Annotated in this window: 16 protein-coding genes; 4 read left to right on the forward strand and 12 right to left on the reverse strand. The window is 71.8% G+C overall.

Annotation, left to right across the window (positions count from 1 at the left end):
- Positions 1-438 precede the first annotated feature (438 nt).
- The 4 genes from WME76_RS25780 to WME76_RS25795 all read right to left on the reverse strand — a co-directional run bounded on the left by WME76_RS25780 (position 439) and on the right by WME76_RS25795 (position 3,778).
- A complete protein-coding gene (locus tag WME76_RS25780; RefSeq protein ID WP_437954931.1) occupies positions 439-1,353 on the reverse strand; it encodes a hypothetical protein in 915 nt (304 codons plus the stop codon).
- Positions 1,354-1,538: 185 nt separating this feature from the next.
- Positions 1,539-2,672 carry an acyl-CoA dehydrogenase family protein gene (locus tag WME76_RS25785; RefSeq protein WP_437954932.1) on the reverse strand — a complete coding sequence of 378 codons (1,134 nt, stop codon included), beginning with the start codon at positions 2,670-2,672 and terminating at the stop codon, positions 1,539-1,541.
- A gap of 78 nt (positions 2,673-2,750) precedes the next feature.
- The gene (locus WME76_RS25790; RefSeq protein ID WP_437954933.1) at positions 2,751-3,017 is read right to left on the reverse strand and encodes a hypothetical protein; all 267 of its coding nucleotides are present in this window, start codon (positions 3,015-3,017) and stop codon (positions 2,751-2,753) included.
- A gap of 212 nt (positions 3,018-3,229) precedes the next feature.
- Complete coding sequence (locus WME76_RS25795; RefSeq protein WP_437954934.1) at positions 3,230-3,778, reverse strand: ester cyclase; 549 nt, start codon at positions 3,776-3,778, stop codon at positions 3,230-3,232.
- Between the two features lie 278 nt (positions 3,779-4,056).
- On the opposite strand from WME76_RS25795, the gene WME76_RS25800 reads away from it, so the two are divergent.
- Positions 4,057-5,019, forward strand: a complete 963-nt coding sequence (locus WME76_RS25800) for a LysR family transcriptional regulator (RefSeq protein ID WP_437954935.1) — start codon at positions 4,057-4,059, stop codon at positions 5,017-5,019.
- A 22-nt stretch (positions 5,020-5,041) separates the two neighbouring features.
- Here the strand turns inward: WME76_RS25800 and WME76_RS25805 are convergent, their stop codons facing one another.
- Positions 5,042-5,596: a hypothetical protein gene (locus tag WME76_RS25805; RefSeq protein WP_437954936.1), complete on the reverse strand. Its 555-nt coding sequence runs from the start codon at positions 5,594-5,596 to the stop codon at positions 5,042-5,044.
- Between the two features lie 219 nt (positions 5,597-5,815).
- Between WME76_RS25805 and WME76_RS25810 the strand changes: the two genes are divergently transcribed.
- Both WME76_RS25810 and WME76_RS25815 read left to right on the forward strand, forming a co-directional pair.
- A complete protein-coding gene (locus WME76_RS25810) occupies positions 5,816-6,787 on the forward strand; it encodes an aldo/keto reductase (protein ID WP_437954937.1) in 972 nt (323 codons plus the stop codon).
- A 203-nt stretch (positions 6,788-6,990) separates the two neighbouring features.
- Positions 6,991-7,953 (forward strand): MBL fold metallo-hydrolase, encoded by a 963-nt coding sequence (locus WME76_RS25815; protein ID WP_437954938.1) that lies wholly within the window; start codon positions 6,991-6,993, stop codon positions 7,951-7,953.
- Positions 7,954-8,441: 488 nt separating this feature from the next.
- Here WME76_RS25815 and WME76_RS25820 read toward each other — a convergent pair whose 3' ends face one another.
- Genes WME76_RS25820 through WME76_RS25830 form a run of 3 tightly spaced genes read right to left on the reverse strand, consistent with a single transcriptional unit; the run spans position 8,442 to position 11,679 of the window.
- A complete protein-coding gene (locus WME76_RS25820; RefSeq protein ID WP_437954939.1) occupies positions 8,442-9,317 on the reverse strand; it encodes a carbohydrate ABC transporter permease in 876 nt (291 codons plus the stop codon).
- Entirely contained in the window at positions 9,314-10,312 is a 999-nt protein-coding gene (locus WME76_RS25825; protein WP_437954940.1) for a carbohydrate ABC transporter permease, read from the reverse strand. The genes WME76_RS25820 and WME76_RS25825 overlap by 4 nt, the downstream gene beginning before the upstream one ends.
- Positions 10,309-11,679 (reverse strand): ABC transporter substrate-binding protein, encoded by a 1,371-nt coding sequence (locus WME76_RS25830; protein WP_437954941.1) that lies wholly within the window; start codon positions 11,677-11,679, stop codon positions 10,309-10,311. The genes WME76_RS25825 and WME76_RS25830 overlap by 4 nt, the downstream gene beginning before the upstream one ends.
- 288 nt (positions 11,680-11,967) lie before the next feature.
- Between WME76_RS25830 and WME76_RS25835 the strand changes: the two genes are divergently transcribed.
- Positions 11,968-13,185 (forward strand): cytochrome P450, encoded by a 1,218-nt coding sequence (locus WME76_RS25835; protein ID WP_437954942.1) that lies wholly within the window; start codon positions 11,968-11,970, stop codon positions 13,183-13,185.
- 84 nt (positions 13,186-13,269) lie between these two features.
- Here the strand turns inward: WME76_RS25835 and WME76_RS25840 are convergent, their stop codons facing one another.
- From WME76_RS25840 to miaB, 4 genes are all read right to left on the reverse strand, one after another.
- Complete coding sequence (locus tag WME76_RS25840) at positions 13,270-14,724, reverse strand: VanW family protein (RefSeq protein ID WP_437954943.1); 1,455 nt, start codon at positions 14,722-14,724, stop codon at positions 13,270-13,272.
- 211 nt (positions 14,725-14,935) lie between these two features.
- Positions 14,936-15,136 carry a sulfur carrier protein ThiS gene (gene thiS, locus WME76_RS25845; protein ID WP_433927330.1) on the reverse strand — a complete coding sequence of 67 codons (201 nt, stop codon included), beginning with the start codon at positions 15,134-15,136 and terminating at the stop codon, positions 14,936-14,938.
- On the reverse strand, positions 15,133-15,705 hold the full coding sequence (locus tag WME76_RS25850; RefSeq protein ID WP_437954944.1) for a gamma carbonic anhydrase family protein: 573 nt from the start codon (positions 15,703-15,705) through the stop codon (positions 15,133-15,135). Before WME76_RS25850 ends, thiS begins: the two co-directional genes overlap by 4 nt.
- 1 nt (position 15,706) lies before the next feature.
- Complete coding sequence (gene miaB, locus WME76_RS25855; protein WP_437954945.1) at positions 15,707-17,200, reverse strand: tRNA (N6-isopentenyl adenosine(37)-C2)-methylthiotransferase MiaB; 1,494 nt, start codon at positions 17,198-17,200, stop codon at positions 15,707-15,709.
- Between the last annotated feature and the right edge of the window lie 122 nt (positions 17,201-17,322).

The raw sequence follows: 17,322 nt of genomic DNA on the forward strand, positions 1-17,322 counted from the left end.
AAGGCTGAAACCAAGGGAACTGGGACGAGGCGCGCGCCTCGGGCAGGTGGCGGCGCCATGGCGGATGGTGGATACCCCCTGAGGAATCCCCTCATCTTTGCAGCCATTTTCAGTGGGAAAATTGAACAGGGAGGCGGGGAGACGGGGAGTAATTTGAAGATTTCCCTCCCCGTCTCCCCGCCTCCCTGTTCAATTTCCAAAGATTTTGAGGGGATGCCTGAGGGATACCCCCAACCTGGGTCAGGTCCCCCAACCTGGGTCGAGTCGCTCACCGCTCAACCTGGTCGTCCACCTGGCGCGCGCGCTCGCGTCAGGCGTCGAGGTGCTCGCGTATCGAGCTGACCGCCCGCTCGCCTCGAGTCATCGCAAGCATGGGTCGGGGCGAGCGGCGCGGGCGCTGGGCTGGCCGCGCGGCGGGCGCAGGAGACAGGCGGCGGCTCACGAGGGGGGAATCGGCTCCGCGAGCCAGCGAACCAGCGCCTCGCCCTCGAGATCGAGCAACGCATCCGCGACCTCGCCCGGGCCGATCGCGCGGGCTCGCTCGACCATTGAGCGCGCCTCGTCGGGCGTCGGGCGCCTCCCGAGCCGCCGCGTGAAGAGGCGACCGAGCAGCTCCGCTATCGACTTCTCCCCGCGTTGCTCGGCCTCGATGATCATCTCCCCGATGATCGGCGTGCGCCGGAGCAGCCCCTCTTCCTTGTCCTCCACCATCATGACGAGCTCCTTCAGCAGAGTATGCCCCCAGGGATCGATGGTCGCCATCACCAGCAGCGCCGTGTACAGCTCGGCCCGCTCCTCGGCGCTCGCCGCTCCGGCGTGGATCTCCGCGACGACCTCCCGCAGCGCCGCAGCCGTCGCGTCGCGCGCGAGCGGCGCGAACACCAGCCAGAGCACGCTGCCGCGCGCCCGCAGCTCCTTGATTGTGCGCTGGTAGACGGCATCGACGCGGAAGTGCGCGCCGCTGAACGGCCGCCCCGGCCAGGCGATGCGGCGCTTACCTGTCGCCGGCAAGCGTCGTTTGCGACCCGACAGGACCACGGCGACGCTCTCGATCGGTGGCACCGGCGCACCGGGGGCCTCGAGGCGGAGCGCGGCGAACAGGAAGCCGAGGTACGCGAAGACGCGATCCGGAACGTCGTCGCGGAGCGCGAAGCAGAACTCGACGTGCAGCACCCGCGGCTCGCCGTCGATGCGCAGGCGAAGGGCCTTGTCGAGGCGGCGCTCGATGTTCGTGACCTGGCTGTCGACCCAGCCGAGGACCTCGATGGGGTGGCCCTCGGGGACGAAGGCGCGTACCAGGTCCCCGGGGCGCCTTCGGGCGAGGTGGCGCAAGGTGATGTCGGCGTCTCCCATGCGCCGCGCCCATGGCAGATCGCGTACCAGGGGATCAGAAGGCTGAAACCAAGGGAACTGGGACGAGGCGCGCGCCTCGGGCAGGTGGCGGCGCCATGGCGGATGGTGGATACCCCCAACCTGGGTCGGGTCCCCCAACCTGGGTCGAGTTGCTCAACCTGAGTCGTTCATCCCCGGATCCGCCCTCACAGCCGCGCGCGGTCCATCGCGCCGCCGCCTCGATCGAGCAGCCGCTGCACCGTCGCTGCCTGCAGGTCGCGCGTCTGGGCCGTGAGCGAATACAGCATCGCCTCGCGGAAGAGGCGCTGCGCGGCATGATCCTGCAGGTTGACGCTGCCGCCCGTCGCGGCGACCGCCGCGTGCGCGGCCCGCACGCCCAGATCGATGCACCAGGCGCGGATGCGGACCGCGTGCTCGCCATACCCCTCCGCGTCCGGCCGTTCCGCCCAGTCGTCGACCTCGGCGCGGGCGGCCTCCCTCTCGTCGTCGAAGGCCCGCGCGGCGCCGGCCAGGTGCGCGCTGCCGCGGCGCTCGGCCAGATCCGCGAGCAGGGCGGCGGCGGCGCCGGCCGCGCCCAGGGAGAGCGCCGACGGCGTCAGCAGGCCCGCCACGTCGCGGGCGGCCTGCTGCTCGCGCGTCACGGTGGCGATCACCTGCTCGGGGCCGACGCGCAGATCGCGCAGCGTCAGCGACACCGTGGCCGAGGCGTTCATCGCGCTCAGGCGGAGCGGCGGCGACACCTCGATGGACTCCCCGGCCTGCAGCGACGTCAGCACGTACGTCAGGCGGCCGTCGGGGAGCGCGCCGGCGATCACCGCGTCGTCGGCGATCCCGTGGCCGGTCAACCACGGCACGGTGCCGTGGAGGCGAACGTGGTCGCCGTCGGGCTCGACCCGGACCATCGGCGGGCCCGGGCGGCGGACGTGCGAGAAGCCCACCGTGCAGAAGCGCTCGCCGGCGGCGAGGCGCGGCAGGACGCGCTCCTTGAGCGCCTCGTTGTCGCCGCGCGCGATCAGCGGGCACGCGGCGGTGGCGTGCTGCATCTGGACGAACGCGGTCACCCCGCAGGCGCCGGCGAGGATCTCCAGGACCTCGCGCGCGACCCGCGCCGGGGCGCCGTGGCCGCCGTGGCGCGCGGGCGTCGCGATCCCGAGGAGACCGGCGTCCGCGAGCGCGCGCAGGTGCTCGCGGGGGACCACCTCGGCCTGATCCGTGGCGTTCGCCGCCGGAGCGAGCACGAGCGCCGCGAGCCGGCGGGCGCGCTCGACCAGCACGCCGGGGTCGGTCGCGACGGGAAGCGCGGGCGAGGAGGCAGACATGCGAAGCAGTGTAGGCTGCGGCGGCTCACGGGGCCCCGACGGAAACGGCGGCCGGCCGCCACCGAGCGCGACAAGTCCCTAGAGCGCCGCGTACGCCGCCACCTGCTCGACCTGCGAAGGTGCGGGTGTCAGTGGGGCGCCGGCCGGTTTGGCAGCTTCTTGCGCCTGCCGCTTGGCCAGCGTTTGCCGATACTCTTTTGCTTCAGCGATCCGAGCAAATTCGATCTCACCGTGGCATTTCTCGACAGTGACCGCGAGCTCATCAAGCTCGATCCGGAAGAACTCTTTCCCCGACGCGGCGGCCGTGTAGCGCACATCGGGGAAGAATTTGAACCACAGAGGCACAGAGGGCACAGAGGAGAGAAAATAGCTCTCTTCTCTCTCTCTCCTCTGTGCCCTCTGTGCCTCTGTGGTTCCATCTCTCTTGGACCAGCAATGCCCCTGGGCAGCGCCGTATCAGTGCGGCGCCGCCGGGTCCAGCGCGGTATCCTCCGCCGGCGGCGATCTCAAGATCTGCTCCTCCTCGATCCGGAGGCCCTCCGCCCGCCCAGCGCCCGTTATTGCGGCACCACGCCGAGTTGCTGGAACAGCGTCAGGTTGTCCTCGATGTGCCAGTTGTCGGTGATGCGGCCGTCCTGCACGCGCAGGATGTCGGTGGCGATGAAGTCCACGGCCTGCCCGGCGCCCTTCCTGTCGCCGAAGGTGCCCGTGAAGTGGCCCCGGAAGCGCAGGTGCGCCACCACGCGATCGCCGGCGACGAGGAGCTGCTCCACCTCGCAGCTCAGGTCCGGCACGGCCGCGCGGAAGCTCTTGGACGCGAACGCCGGCCCGGGCGGGCCCTGCGGGCGCCCCCTGGGCAAGGTGCGGTCGGTGAAGCTCGGCGCGATCGCCGCGTCGAGATAGGCCGTGTCGCCGGTGTTCCAGAAGGCATAAAAGCGCCGCGCCGCGAGGATCTCCGCGTCGGCCTGCGCCCTCGGGAGGCTCGCGTCGACGACCGTCGACCGCGGCGCGGGCAGGTCCTCCGCGCCGGCGCCCTGCACGTAGCAGGCGCTCGCGGCGGCGAAGAGCGAGAGGGAAAGGGCGCTGATCAAGACAGGATTTCTCATGACATGTCTCCCTGGGATGACGCGGTTGAGCGGCCGGCCAGCGCGCACGCTCGGAACGGCAGAGCGCTGGCGGCAGCGCGGGAGCGCGAGGCCGAAGTCCTGCTGGACCCGGGACCCGCCCCGGCGCGGCCACAGGACCACCTTGATCTTTTCCATCATGGATGAGAACGGCCGCGATCGCCGAACCAGCTTTTCGAAAAAGTTGAAGATGACCGGCCTCGCCGCTACCCTGCGCGCCTCGCGGCCGATCGAGGTCGGATCCGCGTCGGGAGCGGGCGATGGTCGAGCTCGAGGACATGCGGCTGTTCGTTTGCGCCGTCGCGAGCGGCAGCCTCTCGGCGGCGGGGCGCGAGCTCGGGTTCTCGCCGGCCGTGGCGAGCAAGCGCATGACGCGGCTGGAGACGGCGCTCGGCGTGCGCCTGCTCCAGCGCAGCTCGCGGCGCCTCACGCTCACCGGCGAGGGCGCGACGTACCACGAGCGCTGCGTCGCCATCCTCGCCGACGTGAGCGAGGCCGAGCTCGCTGTGTCCGCCGGCCAGGCCGAGGCGCGCGGCCTGCTGCACGTGTCGGCGCCGGTGGACCTCGGCCGGCAGTGGATCGGGCCGGCCGCGGCCGACTTCGCGGCGGCGCACCCGCAGCTCCGCGTGCGCGTGAGCCTGTCGGACCGCGTCGTGGACCTGCTCGAGGCCGGCGTCGACGTGGCCGTGCGCATCGGCGCGCTGGCCGACTCGCGCCTCGTCTCGCGCCGGCTCGCCCGGAGCCGCCGCGTGCTCTGCGCCGCGCCGGCCTACCTCGCGCGGCGCGGGTGGCCGCGCGCGCCCGCGGACCTCGACGACCACGCGTGCATCGTGCTGCAGCGCCCGGGCATGCGCCCGCTCTCGTGGACCTTCCGCACCCCGCAGGGGCTCCACACCGTCCGCCCCTCCGGCCGGCTCGTGGCCGACAGCGGCGACCTGGTGCGCGACTGGGCCGTCGCGGGCCACGGACTGGCCTTCAAGTCGATCTGGGACGTCGCCGCGGACATCGACGCCGGGCGCCTCGTGCCGCTGCTGACCGACCTGCCCGCGCCGAGCTCGGCCGTGAACGTCCTCTATCCGAGCCGGCGCTTCCTGCCCGCCCGGGCGCGGCTGTTCGTCGACTTCCTCCAGCAGCGCTTCGCCGCGCACGAGGCCGCGGTGCTCGCCGCCGCCACGCCGCGCGCCGAGCCGCCGTCACCGCCTCGCCGCCAGCGCCGCGCCTGAGCCGCGCTCCCCTCCCCGCGCGCTACCCGGCGCCGATCGCCGCCAGGAACTGCTCCCGCTCCTCGGCCGTCGGGCGCCGCCCCGAGAGGTAGCGCCGCTGGTGCGCGCGGGCCGCGGCGAACGACGCCTGGTTCAGGATCGTTATCGGCACCCGCGGCGCGTACAGGCTCGTCACCTCGAGCTGCGTCGTCCCGCCGGAGCCCGGCGAGAAGCGGGACGTCACGAGCCCTCGAGACCAGAGCATGTTCTCCTCGAACACATCGGCGCTGATGACGACGGCATCGGACGAGTCCCGCTGCGCCGAGTACCGCGCCGTCTGCATGAAGGCCCCGATGCCCGGCAGATCCACGCTCGTCCTGAGGACGAAGGTCGGCTCCCGGTACGATCCCGATTGCATCGTGCACGCGGTGCCGGGGAAGAGCTCCCGCGCCTGGCCGTGCTGATCCCACCACAGGGCGGCGGCGTCGAGCGGGTCGATGTGGCCGATATCGATCGTGAACCGGACGCCGCGCATCCCCCGCGCCTCGTCGTGGACGTCCTCCGCGTGCTGGATCTCCGTGTCCTCGTGCTGCCACATGGTCGTCTCCTCGCCCCTCGGAAAAGAGCGTAGGTGAAGCACGGCAGCGCATCAAGGAAGCCGCTCCCGCGCCGGCGCGGCTCTCCCGCGCTGGCCGCGCGCCCGGATCCCTCGCCCGTCGGGCCGGCTCCGGGGCGCGCGGCTCCGGCGAAACCTTACCGCGCGTTCAGCATCCGCAGATGGCGCCCTGGCGGGCCGCTTTGCTACCCTCCGGTCGCCATGAACTACCGCAATCTCGGACGCACTGGCCTGAAGGTCAGCCCACTCTGCCTCGGCACGATGAACTTCGGTCCGGAGACCAGCGAGCAGGACAGCTTCGCGATCATGGACCGGGCCCTCGAGCACGGGATCAACTTCTTCGACACGGCCAATGTGTACGGCCGGAAGCGGGGAGAGGGGATCACCGAGCAGATCGTCGGCCGCTGGCTCGCCCAGGGCGGCGAGCGGCGGGACCGCATCGTCCTCGCCACGAAGGTCTACGGCCTCATGGGCGAGGGGCCGAACGACCGGCGCCTCTCGGCCTATCACATCCGGCGCGCCTGCGAGGGGAGCCTGCGCCGCATGCAGACGGACCATATCGATCTCTACCAGATGCACCACATCGACCGGGAGACGCCCTGGGACGAGATCTGGCAGGCGATGGAGCAGCTCGTCCGCGAGGGCAAGGTCCTCTACGTGGGCAGCAGCAACTTCGCCGGCTGGCAGATCGCGCAGGCGAACGGCCTCGCCGCGCAGCGCCACTTCCTCGGCCTCGTGTCCGAGCAGAGCCTGTACAACCTCAACGCGCGCACCGTCGAGCTGGAGGTCCTCCCCGCATGCCGCGCGTTCGGGCTCGGCGTCCTGCCCTGGAGCCCGCTCGCCGGCGGCCTGCTCGGCGGCGCCCTCCAGAAGGCGCGCGAGGGCCGGCGCGCGTCCCCGGACGCGCAGGCGCGCATCGAGAAGGCGCGCCCCAGGCTGGAGGCCTACGAGGCGTTCTGCGCCGATCTCGGCGAGAAGCCGGCCGACGTGGCCCTCTCGTGGCTGCTCCAGAACCCCGTCGTGACGTCGCCCATCATCGGTCCGCGCACCGCCGAGCAGCTCGACGGCAGCCTGCGCGCGCTCGAGATCAAGCTGACGCCGGAGCACATGAAGCGCCTCGACGATATCTTCCCGGGCCCCGGCGGCGAGGCGCCGGAGGCCTACGCCTGGTAGCAGCGCTCGCGAAGAGTACGCGGCCCCCTCGCCCTCCCCCTCTCGCGCCACGCACGCCCGCCTCGCGCCCCGCGCGCGCCGCGCCCGCACGCGCCAACGGCGCCGTCGGACGGGCCGATTTCGATTCCAGAGCGGTCGGCGGATGACCTACGCTCCGAGGCCCGTAAACGCGCCATGGGGCGCTCGGGCACGAGGGGGTATCCATGGCCGGATGGCGGTATGAACAGGGGCTGCACGACGTGGGCAACGGCTGCTTTGCCTATCTCCAGCCGGCGGGCACCTGGGGGCTCAGCAACGCGGGCCTCGTCACCTCGGACGGCGAGGCGCTGCTCGTCGACACGCTCTTCGACCTGAAGCGCACGCGCGAGATGCTCGACGCCATGCGCGCGGCGACCCCCGCCGCGGCGCAGATAGGCACGGTCGTGAACACCCACGCGAACGGCGACCATTGCTACGGCAACGCGCTCGTCGCCGGCGCGACGATCGTCGCCACGCGCGCCAGCGCCGCCGAGATGGACGAGGTCCCCGCGCCGATGCTCGCCGCGATCATGCGGCAGGCGCGCAGCGGCGCCGCCGGCGCGCTGGGCGATTACCTCCTCCATTGCTTCGGCGCCTTCGATTTCGACGGCATCGCCCCCACCGCGCCCACCCGGGTCTTCGACGGAGAGCTGACGCTCACGGTCGGGGCCAAGGAGGTCCGCCTCCTCGAGGTCGGCCCCTCGCACACGAACGGCGATCTGCTGGTGCACGTGCCCGCGGATCGCGTGATCTACACCGGCGACGTCCTCTTCATCGACGTGACGCCGATCCTGTGGGCAGGGCCGGTGGGCAACTGGATCAAGGCTTGCGATACGATCCTCGCGGCCGACGTCGACGTCATCGTGCCCGGACACGGCCCCATCACGGATCGGGACGGCGTGCGCGCCGTCCGCGACTACCTCGTGTACATCCGCGACGAGGCGCGGCGCCGCTACGACGCCGGCATGTCCCCGGCCGACGCCGCCCGCGACATCGCGCTCGGCGACTACGCGAGCTGGAGCGACGCCGAGCGCATCGCGGTGAACGTGCACACGCTCTACCGCGAGTTCAGCGGAGGAGAGCTCGCGCCGCCCGGCCTGCTCGAGATCTTCGGCCTCATGGCCGAGCTCGCGCGGAGGCCGCGCTGAAGGAACCAGAAGAAGACGATGGTCATCCATCCACCAGGGCAAGGGTGAAGAAAAGATAAGCCAAGAGCACGCCAGTCGTCCGTGGCAACAGGCGATTCGCGGCGTCTGTCTACCGCGTCGCCCGGGCTCGCCCCCGGCTCCGATGGAGACGGAGACGAGCCACAGAGACAAAGAGAACACAGAGGAACCAGAGTTTTTCTTTCGCTCCTCTGTGCCCTCTGTGCCGCTGTGGTTTCTTCTCTCATGAAACCAGGGACGAGCCGTCACAACGCGGCGCGAGGCCGCGCGCAGGGGGCGCCGCCAGCCGCGGTGGACCGAGAGTTTCCCCCGAGAGCGACTCCTGGTCAAGCGACGTCGAGGACGTGCGCGGACAGGAAATGTCCATTCCGCCGCGTCGCCGTCGCGCTCACGTTGCGCGGCATTTCAAGGCGTTTCTCGTCGTTGCGCCCCGCGTCGTCGCGCCCACGTCGTCGCGCCCCGCGCGCCGATCACCCTTTGATGCCGGTGCGGGCGACTCCCTCGATCACGTACCGCTGCGCCGCGATGAACACCGCGAGGATCGGGACGCTCGCCACCATCGCGCCGGCCGTGACGAGCGCGTAATCGGTGGCGTGCGCCCCTTGCAGCAGCGCGAGGCCGGGCGACAGCGTGAGCTTGTCCGGGTTGAACAGCACGTAGATGGGCCAGAGAAAGTCGTTCCAGTTGCTCAGCAGGCTGAGCACCGCCAGCGTGGCCAGCGCCGGCTTCGACAGCGGCAGCACGATTTTCCAGAACACGACCGGCCGGCTCGCGCCGTCGAGCGCCGCCGCCTCCTCGAGCTCCCGCGGGAGGTCGAGGAAGAACTGCCGCAGGAAGAACACGCCGAACGCCGAGGCGGCCGGCGGCACGACGAGCGCCGGGAGGCTGTCGAGCCAGCCGAAGGCCCTGACGATCAGGTAGTTCGACGGCAGGAACACGATCGGCGGGATGAACAGGGTGGAGACGATCGCCGCGAGCACGAGCCGCTTGCCGCGGAACTCCATGCGCGCGAGCGCGTAGGCCGCCGGGGCCGCCGTGGCGAGCACGAGCAGCGCGTGGGCCACCGCAGCGAGGACGCTGTTCAGGAACCAGCGGAACACAGGTGCCTGCGCGCTCGCGCCCGCGAGCGCCTCGTAGCTCTCCACCGTCGCCCGCGCGGGGAGCAGCGTGGGCGGCATCGCCGTCGCCTCGTGCGTCGACTTCAACGAGGTGAGCGCCATCCAGATCACCGGCGCGAGGTAAACCACCGTGAGCGCGATCAGCGCGGCATACGAAAGGGCCCTCCCCACCTTCCACCGGCGGACAGGGCTGCTCCCGGCGAGCAGCGCGGACGGCTGATCGCTCACTGGAGCTCCTCGCCCCTGCGACGGCCGAAGAACAGGAGGAACATGCCGAGGTTGACGAGCGCGAGCAAGAAGGCCTGGACGTAGCTCATGGCCGCCGCGGTGCCGAGCCGGAAGTTCCGGAACCCCTCCTCGGCGATGTACATGATGGTCGTGCGGGTCTCGCTGCCCGGCCCGCCCCCGGTGACCAGGTACGCCTGCCCGAACATGTTGGCCGACGCGAGCACGGTCATCGTCACGACGAACACGAACACCGGCCTGAGCCCCGGGACGGTGACGTGGCGGAACTGCTGCCAGCGGGTCGCGCCGTCGATGCGCGCGGCGTCGTAGAGCTCGTGGTGGATGTTCTGCAGACCGGCGAGGTAGATCACCGCGTTGTACCCGAGGGTCCACCACACCGTCATCCCCACCAGCGAGACCCACACCCACGGGACCGCCGTGGTCCAGCCCGTGTCCGAGGGCAAACCCATCTTCCCGAGCAGGTGATTGAGCACGCCGATGTGCGGGTCGAGCAGGAGCCGCCACATGAGCGCCACGACCGCCACGCCGAGCACGTAGGGCGCGAAGAACATCGCCCGGAAGAACGAGCGGCCCGGGAAGCGCTGGTTGAGCGCGAGGGCGAGCAGCAGCGGGAGCGTCACCAGGACAGGCACGCTCAGCGCCGTGAAGAGCGCCGTGGCCCGCAGCGCGCGCCAGAAATTGCCGCGGATCGGCGAGCCGGACCGGAACAGGTCAGCATAGTTGTCGAGACCGACCCACGGCCTGGTCGGCAGGAACGGGTCCCAGTCGTGGAGGCTGAGCCACACGCCGAGCACGATCGGCACCACGACGAAGAGGCCGAACAGCGCGAGGTACGGCGCGAGGAACAGGTAGGGAGCCCACCGCCCCGGGCGCGCGGCGTCGCGCCGCAGCCGGCCCACGCCAGGAGCAGCGCGCGGCGCGCCGCCGTCCGCCGCGACGCGGCCGGGCTCCACGAGGGGTACGTCGACCGTTGTCACAGCGCCCTCCCGAACTTCCTCAGGTTGTGCGAGAGCAGCGCGTCGGCCTCGCGGGCGGCGCGGTTCAGGGCCTCTCTCGGCGCGGACCTCAGCAGCACGGCCTCGTTCACCGCGAGATCGAGGGTCGACGCGCGCACCGAGTCGATGCCGGCGATCGCCGGCGGGAAGCGGACCACCGGGATCTGCTCGGCGAAGATCGCCTGTTCGGTCATGCGCCGGAACGCGGCGCTCTCGCGGGCCTCGCGCCGGGCAGGCACCATGCCGGCCTTCGCCCACTCGAGCGAATGCCGGCTCAGCCAGTCGACGAAGACCACCGACGCCTGGAGGCGGCCCTGGCCGGACGAGGGCTGGCGCGGGAGAACGAGGTTGTGCGAGTTGCCCCAGACCGCCCGCTGCGCGCCGATCGTGGGCACCGGGAGGACGCCCCACTCGAGCCCGGGAATCGCGCGGTAGACGTTGATCATCCAGATACCGTTCCAGATGAACGCGTTCCGGTTGTTGGTGAAGGCGACGCTGTCCGCGTCCTGGCCGACGTCGCGCGGGCTGTACCCCCGCTGGATCAGCTCGAGCATGAAGCCCAGCGCCTCGACGCCGGCCTCGGAGTTGAAGGTGGCCCGGGCGCCGTCCTCCGAGAACAGCTCTCCGCCGGCCTGCCACAGGAGCGACTGGAACATCAGCCCTCCGGTGAACAGGACCGGCGACACCCACGATCCCTGGATCCCCCGCTGCTTGAGCTGCTCGAGCACCGCCATGTAGTCGCGCCGGGAGCGCGGCAGCGCGGCGTCGCCGAGGCCTGCGTCGGCCAGCACGGCGCGGTTGTAATAGAGGCCGAGGGGGTGCACATCGAGGGGAATGCCGTAGCGGCGGCCCCGGTAGACGCCGGCGTCCCAGAGCGTCCGGGAGAAGTCGCCGGCGCCGAGGCCGAGCGCGTCGGTCACCTCGTCGAGCGGGACGAGGGTGCGGTGGGCCGCCGCCGTGGCGAGCTGGTCCGCGTGCATGACGGCCACGTCGGGGCCATTGCCGCTGTCGACCGCGGCGGGGAGCTTCTGATAGAAGTCGCCCCAGCGGGTCACGCTCATCCGCACCGTGATGTTGTCGTGCTCGCGGTTGAACCGCTCGACGAGCCGCTCCATCGGCGGCCGGTCGCCCCCGGTGAAGCCCGTCCAGAACGCGAGATCGATCGCCGGGCCGGCGTAACCCCGGCTGCCGCCGGCCGCGATCGCGGCCTGATCGCGCACGTCGACCGGTTCGCCGCGACAGCCGAGCAGCAGCAGGCCCGCGGTCGCCCCCACGCCGGCGAGGAGCGCGCGACGGCCCGGCAGCCGCTCGGGATCTCCCCGCGTCCCCGGTGCTCGCGCCCTCTGCATGTGCCCTCTGCTCACGTGATCTCGCCGCAGAGGGCTCGCTTCCGGCTCCTGGCCTGCGACCGAGCCGAGCCGTGGCTCACCCCCGGTCCCCCGGCTGCTGCGGCGATTTACACCGATGTCATCCACCGTCCCAGTGGAATATTCCGGGAACGCATGGGTGACCACGCGATCATCCGAAGTTGCCGTTATGTCCTTTCTTCGGTCCGGCGATTTTCTCCGGCGATGTTGCCTTCACCAGGCCGCATGGTATGCCAGACCACAAGCTGAGCTTGCTTCGTGGAGGGAACCATGCGTCACGCGTTCAACCTCGCCTCGCCCGAGTTCACGCAGAATCCCTATCCGGTCTACGCCGCGCTCCGCGACAAGGCGCCTGTGTGCCAGGTCGATCCGGGCGGCTTCTGGGCGGTGAGCCGTTACGACGATGTCGTCTATGTCCTCAAGCACCCGGAGCTCTTCTCGTCCGACACCATGGTGGCGAGGACGAGCCGGCAGGACGAGCGGCTCCAGCGCGAGCCGGTCGCCGTCAGCGACGTGAACCTCCTCATGTGCGATCCGCCGGTCCACACCAGGGTGCGCCAGCTCGTCAGCGGCGCGTTCACGCCGAGGGCGATCGCGCGGCTCGAGCAGCGGGTGCGGGAGATCACGACCGAGTACCTCGATCGCATCCTCGCGAAGGACACCTTCGACATGATGGAGGACCTGGCCGTGCCGCTGCCGGTCACGGTCATCTCCGAGATGCTCGGCGTCGATCCGGCGCGCCGCGAGGACTTCAAGCGCTGGTCCGACGACGCCGTGAGCTCGGGCGTCGGCCAGCTGAGCGACGCGGAGGTGGAGCGCGTGCTCCGGAGCCGCCGCGAGATGCGCGCCTATTTCCACGAGCTGATCGCGGAGCGGAAGCGGCAGCCGCGCGAGGATCTCATCAGCGACCTCATCCGCGGCGAGGTGGAGTACGGCGAGCTGAAGGGGGACGACGTGCTCAGCATGGTGGTCCTGCTCCTGATCGCGGGCAACGAGACGACGACGAACCTCATCGGCAATGGCACGCTCGCGCTCCTCGACAACCCCGAGGCCCTCCGCCGCCTCCGCGAGGACCCGTCGCAGATCCCCGGCTTCATCGAGGAGGTCCTCCGCTACGAGGGGCCCGCGCAGTTCCTGATGCGGCTGGCGACCCAGGACGTGACCCTCTCCGGCGTCACCGTCCCGAAGGGCGCGATCGTCGTGCCGATCATCGCGTCGGCCAACCGGGATGCCGCGCAGTTCTCCGATCCGGACCGGTTCGACATCACCCGGGAGCAGCGCGGCAACGTGGGATTCGGGTTCGGCATCCACTTCTGCGTCGGCGCGCCCCTCTCGCGGCTCGAGGGCAAGACCGCCTTCGAGGAGATCTTCCGGCGACTGCCGCCCTTCTCGCGCGAGCCGGAGCCGGTCGTGTGGCGCCGGATGTTCAGCCTGCGCGGGTTACAGAGCCTCCGCCTGCGCTTCGACCGGGCCGCGCGCAGCGCCTGAAGCGGCGGCCCCGCGCTCCCTGGAGGGCGCGCCCGCGCGACGCGGCGGATGAGCCGCGGCGGCGCAGGGGCCTCCGGCCGCCGCTCACATCGAGAAGCCGTCGCCCTGCGCCTCCGCAGGGGGGGCCTGCGCCTCCGCAGGGACCTCGCCCTCCTGGAGCTCCTCCACCGCCCTGGCGTGCTCCGGGAGCTCCGGGAGCGCCGAAGGATCGTAGTCCGGCGCGACCCAGAACACCTCGGGCGCGGGCTTGTACTCGCTCGTATAGCTGCGCTCGCCGACCCGGCCGTCCCTGTACCGGACCTTGACGTACGACCTCACGTCGTATCCGCACGAGCCCTTCTGGTGGCGGCGCACCTTGCCCTCCGACAGCTCGGACTTCACGTAGATGCGGCGGATGAAATCGTCGGTGTGCTCGGCGTCGACCTGGTGGACGACCTCCGCCACCGGGTCGCCGCCCAGGATCTCCACGCGCAGCACCGTGGGCGAGGGCAGGTACGCGTGGATCATGATCGGGAACGGGAGCGTGTTCCTGATCTTCAGGTCCGACTCCGGGTAGGTCACCATCGCGTCGAGCCCCATCGGGATGTAGGCGCTCGGGCGCGAGTGGCTCTGGCGGTCCGGCGTCTCGAGCGCGCCGAAGAGCGACGCGGCGAAGAGGGTGCTGGAGACCTGGCACGTCCCCCCGCCGTAGCCGGGGACGGTCTCGTCGCCGAGGATCTCCGGGGCGATGGTGAACCCGTTCTTGCGCGTCCGCGGGCCGACATGGGCGTTGAACGAGAAGGTCTCGCCGGGAGCCAGGATGGTGCCGTCGATCCGCGACGCGGCGTTCTTGATGTTCACAGCGCGCCCGGCCTCCTTGCCGTGCCGCTTGAACTTCGTCTCGTACGCCGCGACGACCCGCGTCACGTCGACGCTCACCAGGTCGTCGACGACGACGGCCGGCGCGATGGTCCGGACCGCGAGCTCGATGCGCTCCTCTTCCTCGTACGACTCGTGGGCGCCGGCCCGCAGCGCCTTGAGCGACGCGTCGACGTCGAGCTCCCGGCCCGCCTGCTCCGGGATCTTCCGCCGGTTCGCGAGGTCGAGGCGCGCGTCGCGGGGCGCCCGGTAGACCTCGGGGGCGAGCCGCTCGAGCAGCGCGCGGGCCTTGTCCTCGTCGACCGCCCAGACGAGCGGCACGTCGATCGCGCCGCGCCGCGCCCGCCGCGCCTCCCGGATCCGCCGCGCCCAGGGGCCCTCGTGGCCCACGCGCTGCGCGGCCGCGAGCGTCTCGCCGACGTCGACCTCGACGCCCGCCTCACCGAGCGTCGCGGTCAGCTCCACGTCGTCGTGGCGGAGCCGGATCTCGCGCACGCGCAGCGCGTCCCGCCGCGCCTCGATCCAGGCCGCCGGCGAGGCGCCGTCCGGCACGAAGCGCTCGCCGATCGAGAGGCCGTGGACCACCGGCGACGCGGGCAGCGCGTCGCGCACCGCCAGGGCGGCGCCCACGCCGGCCGACCCGCCGAGCGCCAAGACCAGGACGAGGGCCCTCGTATCCATGGCAGCCAGGCATCGTAGCCGGATCGCGGACGATCTGGAAGATCGCTAGAGCGTCGTTTGGCAGGGAAGAGGGGAGGAGAAGAAAACGCCAAGGCGCAAAGACGCCAAGGCGCAAAAAAGCAAGAAGATTTTTTCTCCTCTCCTTGCGCCTTTGCGCCTTTGCGCCTTGGCGTTGAATCTCTCCTTACAGGAAGGGCGCCGCCGAGCAGCCTCAGCCGCCGCCCACGAAGTGCACGATCTCGATCACGTCGCCCTCGGCGAGCTCGGCCGCCGTGTGCTCGGCCCGCGGCACCACCTCGCCGTTGCGCTCGACCGCCACCGGGCCCTCGGTCAGCCCGAGCAGCTCGACGAGCCTCCGCACCGTCACCGCCGCAGGCACCTCGCGCGCTTCCCCGTTCACCGTGATGTTCATGGCTTCTTCACCTCGTGCGGCGCGACGCCCGGCGCTCCGGCCGCCGTCGCGGCGAGCGCGGCCCGGAAGCGCCGCGCGTTGTCGACATAGCTCGCCGCGCCCATCCTGCCGAGCTCGGCCTGGTCCGGCCGCACCTCGCCGATCACCCGGGCCGGGTTGCCGCGCACCAGCGACCGCGGCGGGATCACCTTGCCGGGCGGCACCACCGCGCCCGCCGCGATCACCGAGCCCGCGCCGATCTCGACGTTGTCGAGCAGGATGCTCCCCATCCCGATCAGGCACCCGTCGCCGACGAGGCAGCCGTGCAGGATCGCGCTGTGCCCGATGGTCACGTCGGCGCCGACGATCGTCTGGGACACGCCGCCCGTGAGGTGCAGGCACGCGAGGTCCTGCACGTTGCTCCGCGGACCGACGCGGATCGCGCCGATGTCGCCGCGCAGGACCGCGCCGAACCACACGCTCGCCTCGTCGCCGAGCTCCACGTCGCCGATCACCGTCGCGTTCGGCGCCAGGAACACGTCGCGCCCGAGCCGCGGCGACACGCCGTCGAGGGTCAGGACGAGCGCCACGTCAGCCCCCCTCGGCCGCGACCACCGGCAGCGAGCGCCGGGCCGGCCGCCCCGCGTCGCCCCGCGGCTGCGGTCGCGCCGCGGCGCGGGCCGCCTCGGTGAGCTCGGCCTGGAGCGAGTGCTTGTTCGCCCGCGTGATCGAGATTTCGACGACCTCGCCGAGCAGGTCGAGCTCCCCCGCGCCCTCGATGTGCGCGATCTCGTGGCGCCCCGTCCGGCCGGACCAGAGCGCCCCGCCCGCGCCGCGCTCACCCCCGCGCTCCTTGTCGCGCCCCTCGACGAGCACCTCCTGGGTCGTCCCGACGAGGCCCGACAGGTGGGCGGCGAGCAGCGCCTCGCTCTCCTCGAACAGGCGCGCGAGCCGCGCGCCCTTCACGTCCTCGGGCACGTCGTCCGGCAGCTTCAGCGCGGGGGTGTGCGGGCGGCGCGAGTACTTGAAGCCGAACAGCCCCTTGAACCCCACCTCGCGCACGAGCGACAGCGTCGCCGCGAAGTCGTCCTCGGTCTCGCCCGGGAAGCCGACGATGATGTCGGTCGAGAGCGTCAGCCCGGGGACGGCCTCGACGAGCGCCCGCGTCCTCGCGACGTACTCGGCGCGCGTGTAGCGGCGGATCATCCGCCGGAGGACGCGATCGCTGCCCGACTGCACCGGCATGTGCACGTGGCGCGGCAGCACGGCGAGCTCGGCGTGGGCGAGGACGAGCGACGGCGTGAGGTGCCGCGGGTGCGGGCTCGTGTAGCGCAGGCGCGCGAGGCCGGGGACGTCGGCCGCGATCCGCCGGAGCAGCGCCGCGAACTCGCTCTCGTCCGGGTCGTCCGCGCTCGCGCCCGGGGCCCGCGGCAGCGCGCCGAGCGGGTCGCGGTAGCTGTTCACCGTCTGGCCGAGCAGCGTGATCTCGCGCGTCCCCGCGACCACGAGCGCGGCGATCTCGGCGACGATCTCGTCGCTCGCCCGGTACCGCTCCGGCCCGCGGGTGTACGGGACGATGCAGAACGAGCAGCGCTCGTCGCAGCCCTTCATGATCGTGACGAACGCGGTCGGCGCGGCGCGCGTCGAGGGCGACGGCGACGGCGACGGCGAGGCGACGAGGAACCGCGGCGCGTCCAGGTCGAACACCGTGCGCGCGACCGGCAGCCCGCCGAGCGCGAGGTCGCCGAGCAGGCCGGGCAGCTCCGGGATGTTGTCGGGGCCCACCACGACGTCGATCGCCCGCATCTGCTTGAGGAGGCGCTCGCCCTCCTGCTGGGCCACGCACCCCGCCACGACGACCACGCGCTCGGCGCGCTCCCGCTTCCAGCGCGCGAGCCGCCCCACCTCGCTCCGCAGCTTCTGCTCGGCCTTCTCGCGCACGCTGCACGTGTTCAGCACGAGCACGTCCGCCTCCTCGGGGCCGCCGGCCTCCGTGTAGCCGGCGCGGCGGAGCACCTCGTGCATCCGCTCGGAGTCGTGCACGTTCATCTGGCAGCCGAACGTCGTGATCGAATACCGGGGCATCGAAGCGATGCACCCTCTAACAGAAGGTCCCCGGGGCCGCCACCTCGGCCGCCGCGCGCCGGGAGGGCCCGCGCCGCGCCGCGCGCGCGGCGCCTAGCCGCCCGGCCCCGGCCCCGCCCCGG

The organism is Sorangium sp. So ce119, from assembly GCF_051524405.1.
Classification (GTDB): Bacteria; Myxococcota_A; Polyangia; order Polyangiales; family Polyangiaceae; genus Sorangium; species Sorangium cellulosum_G.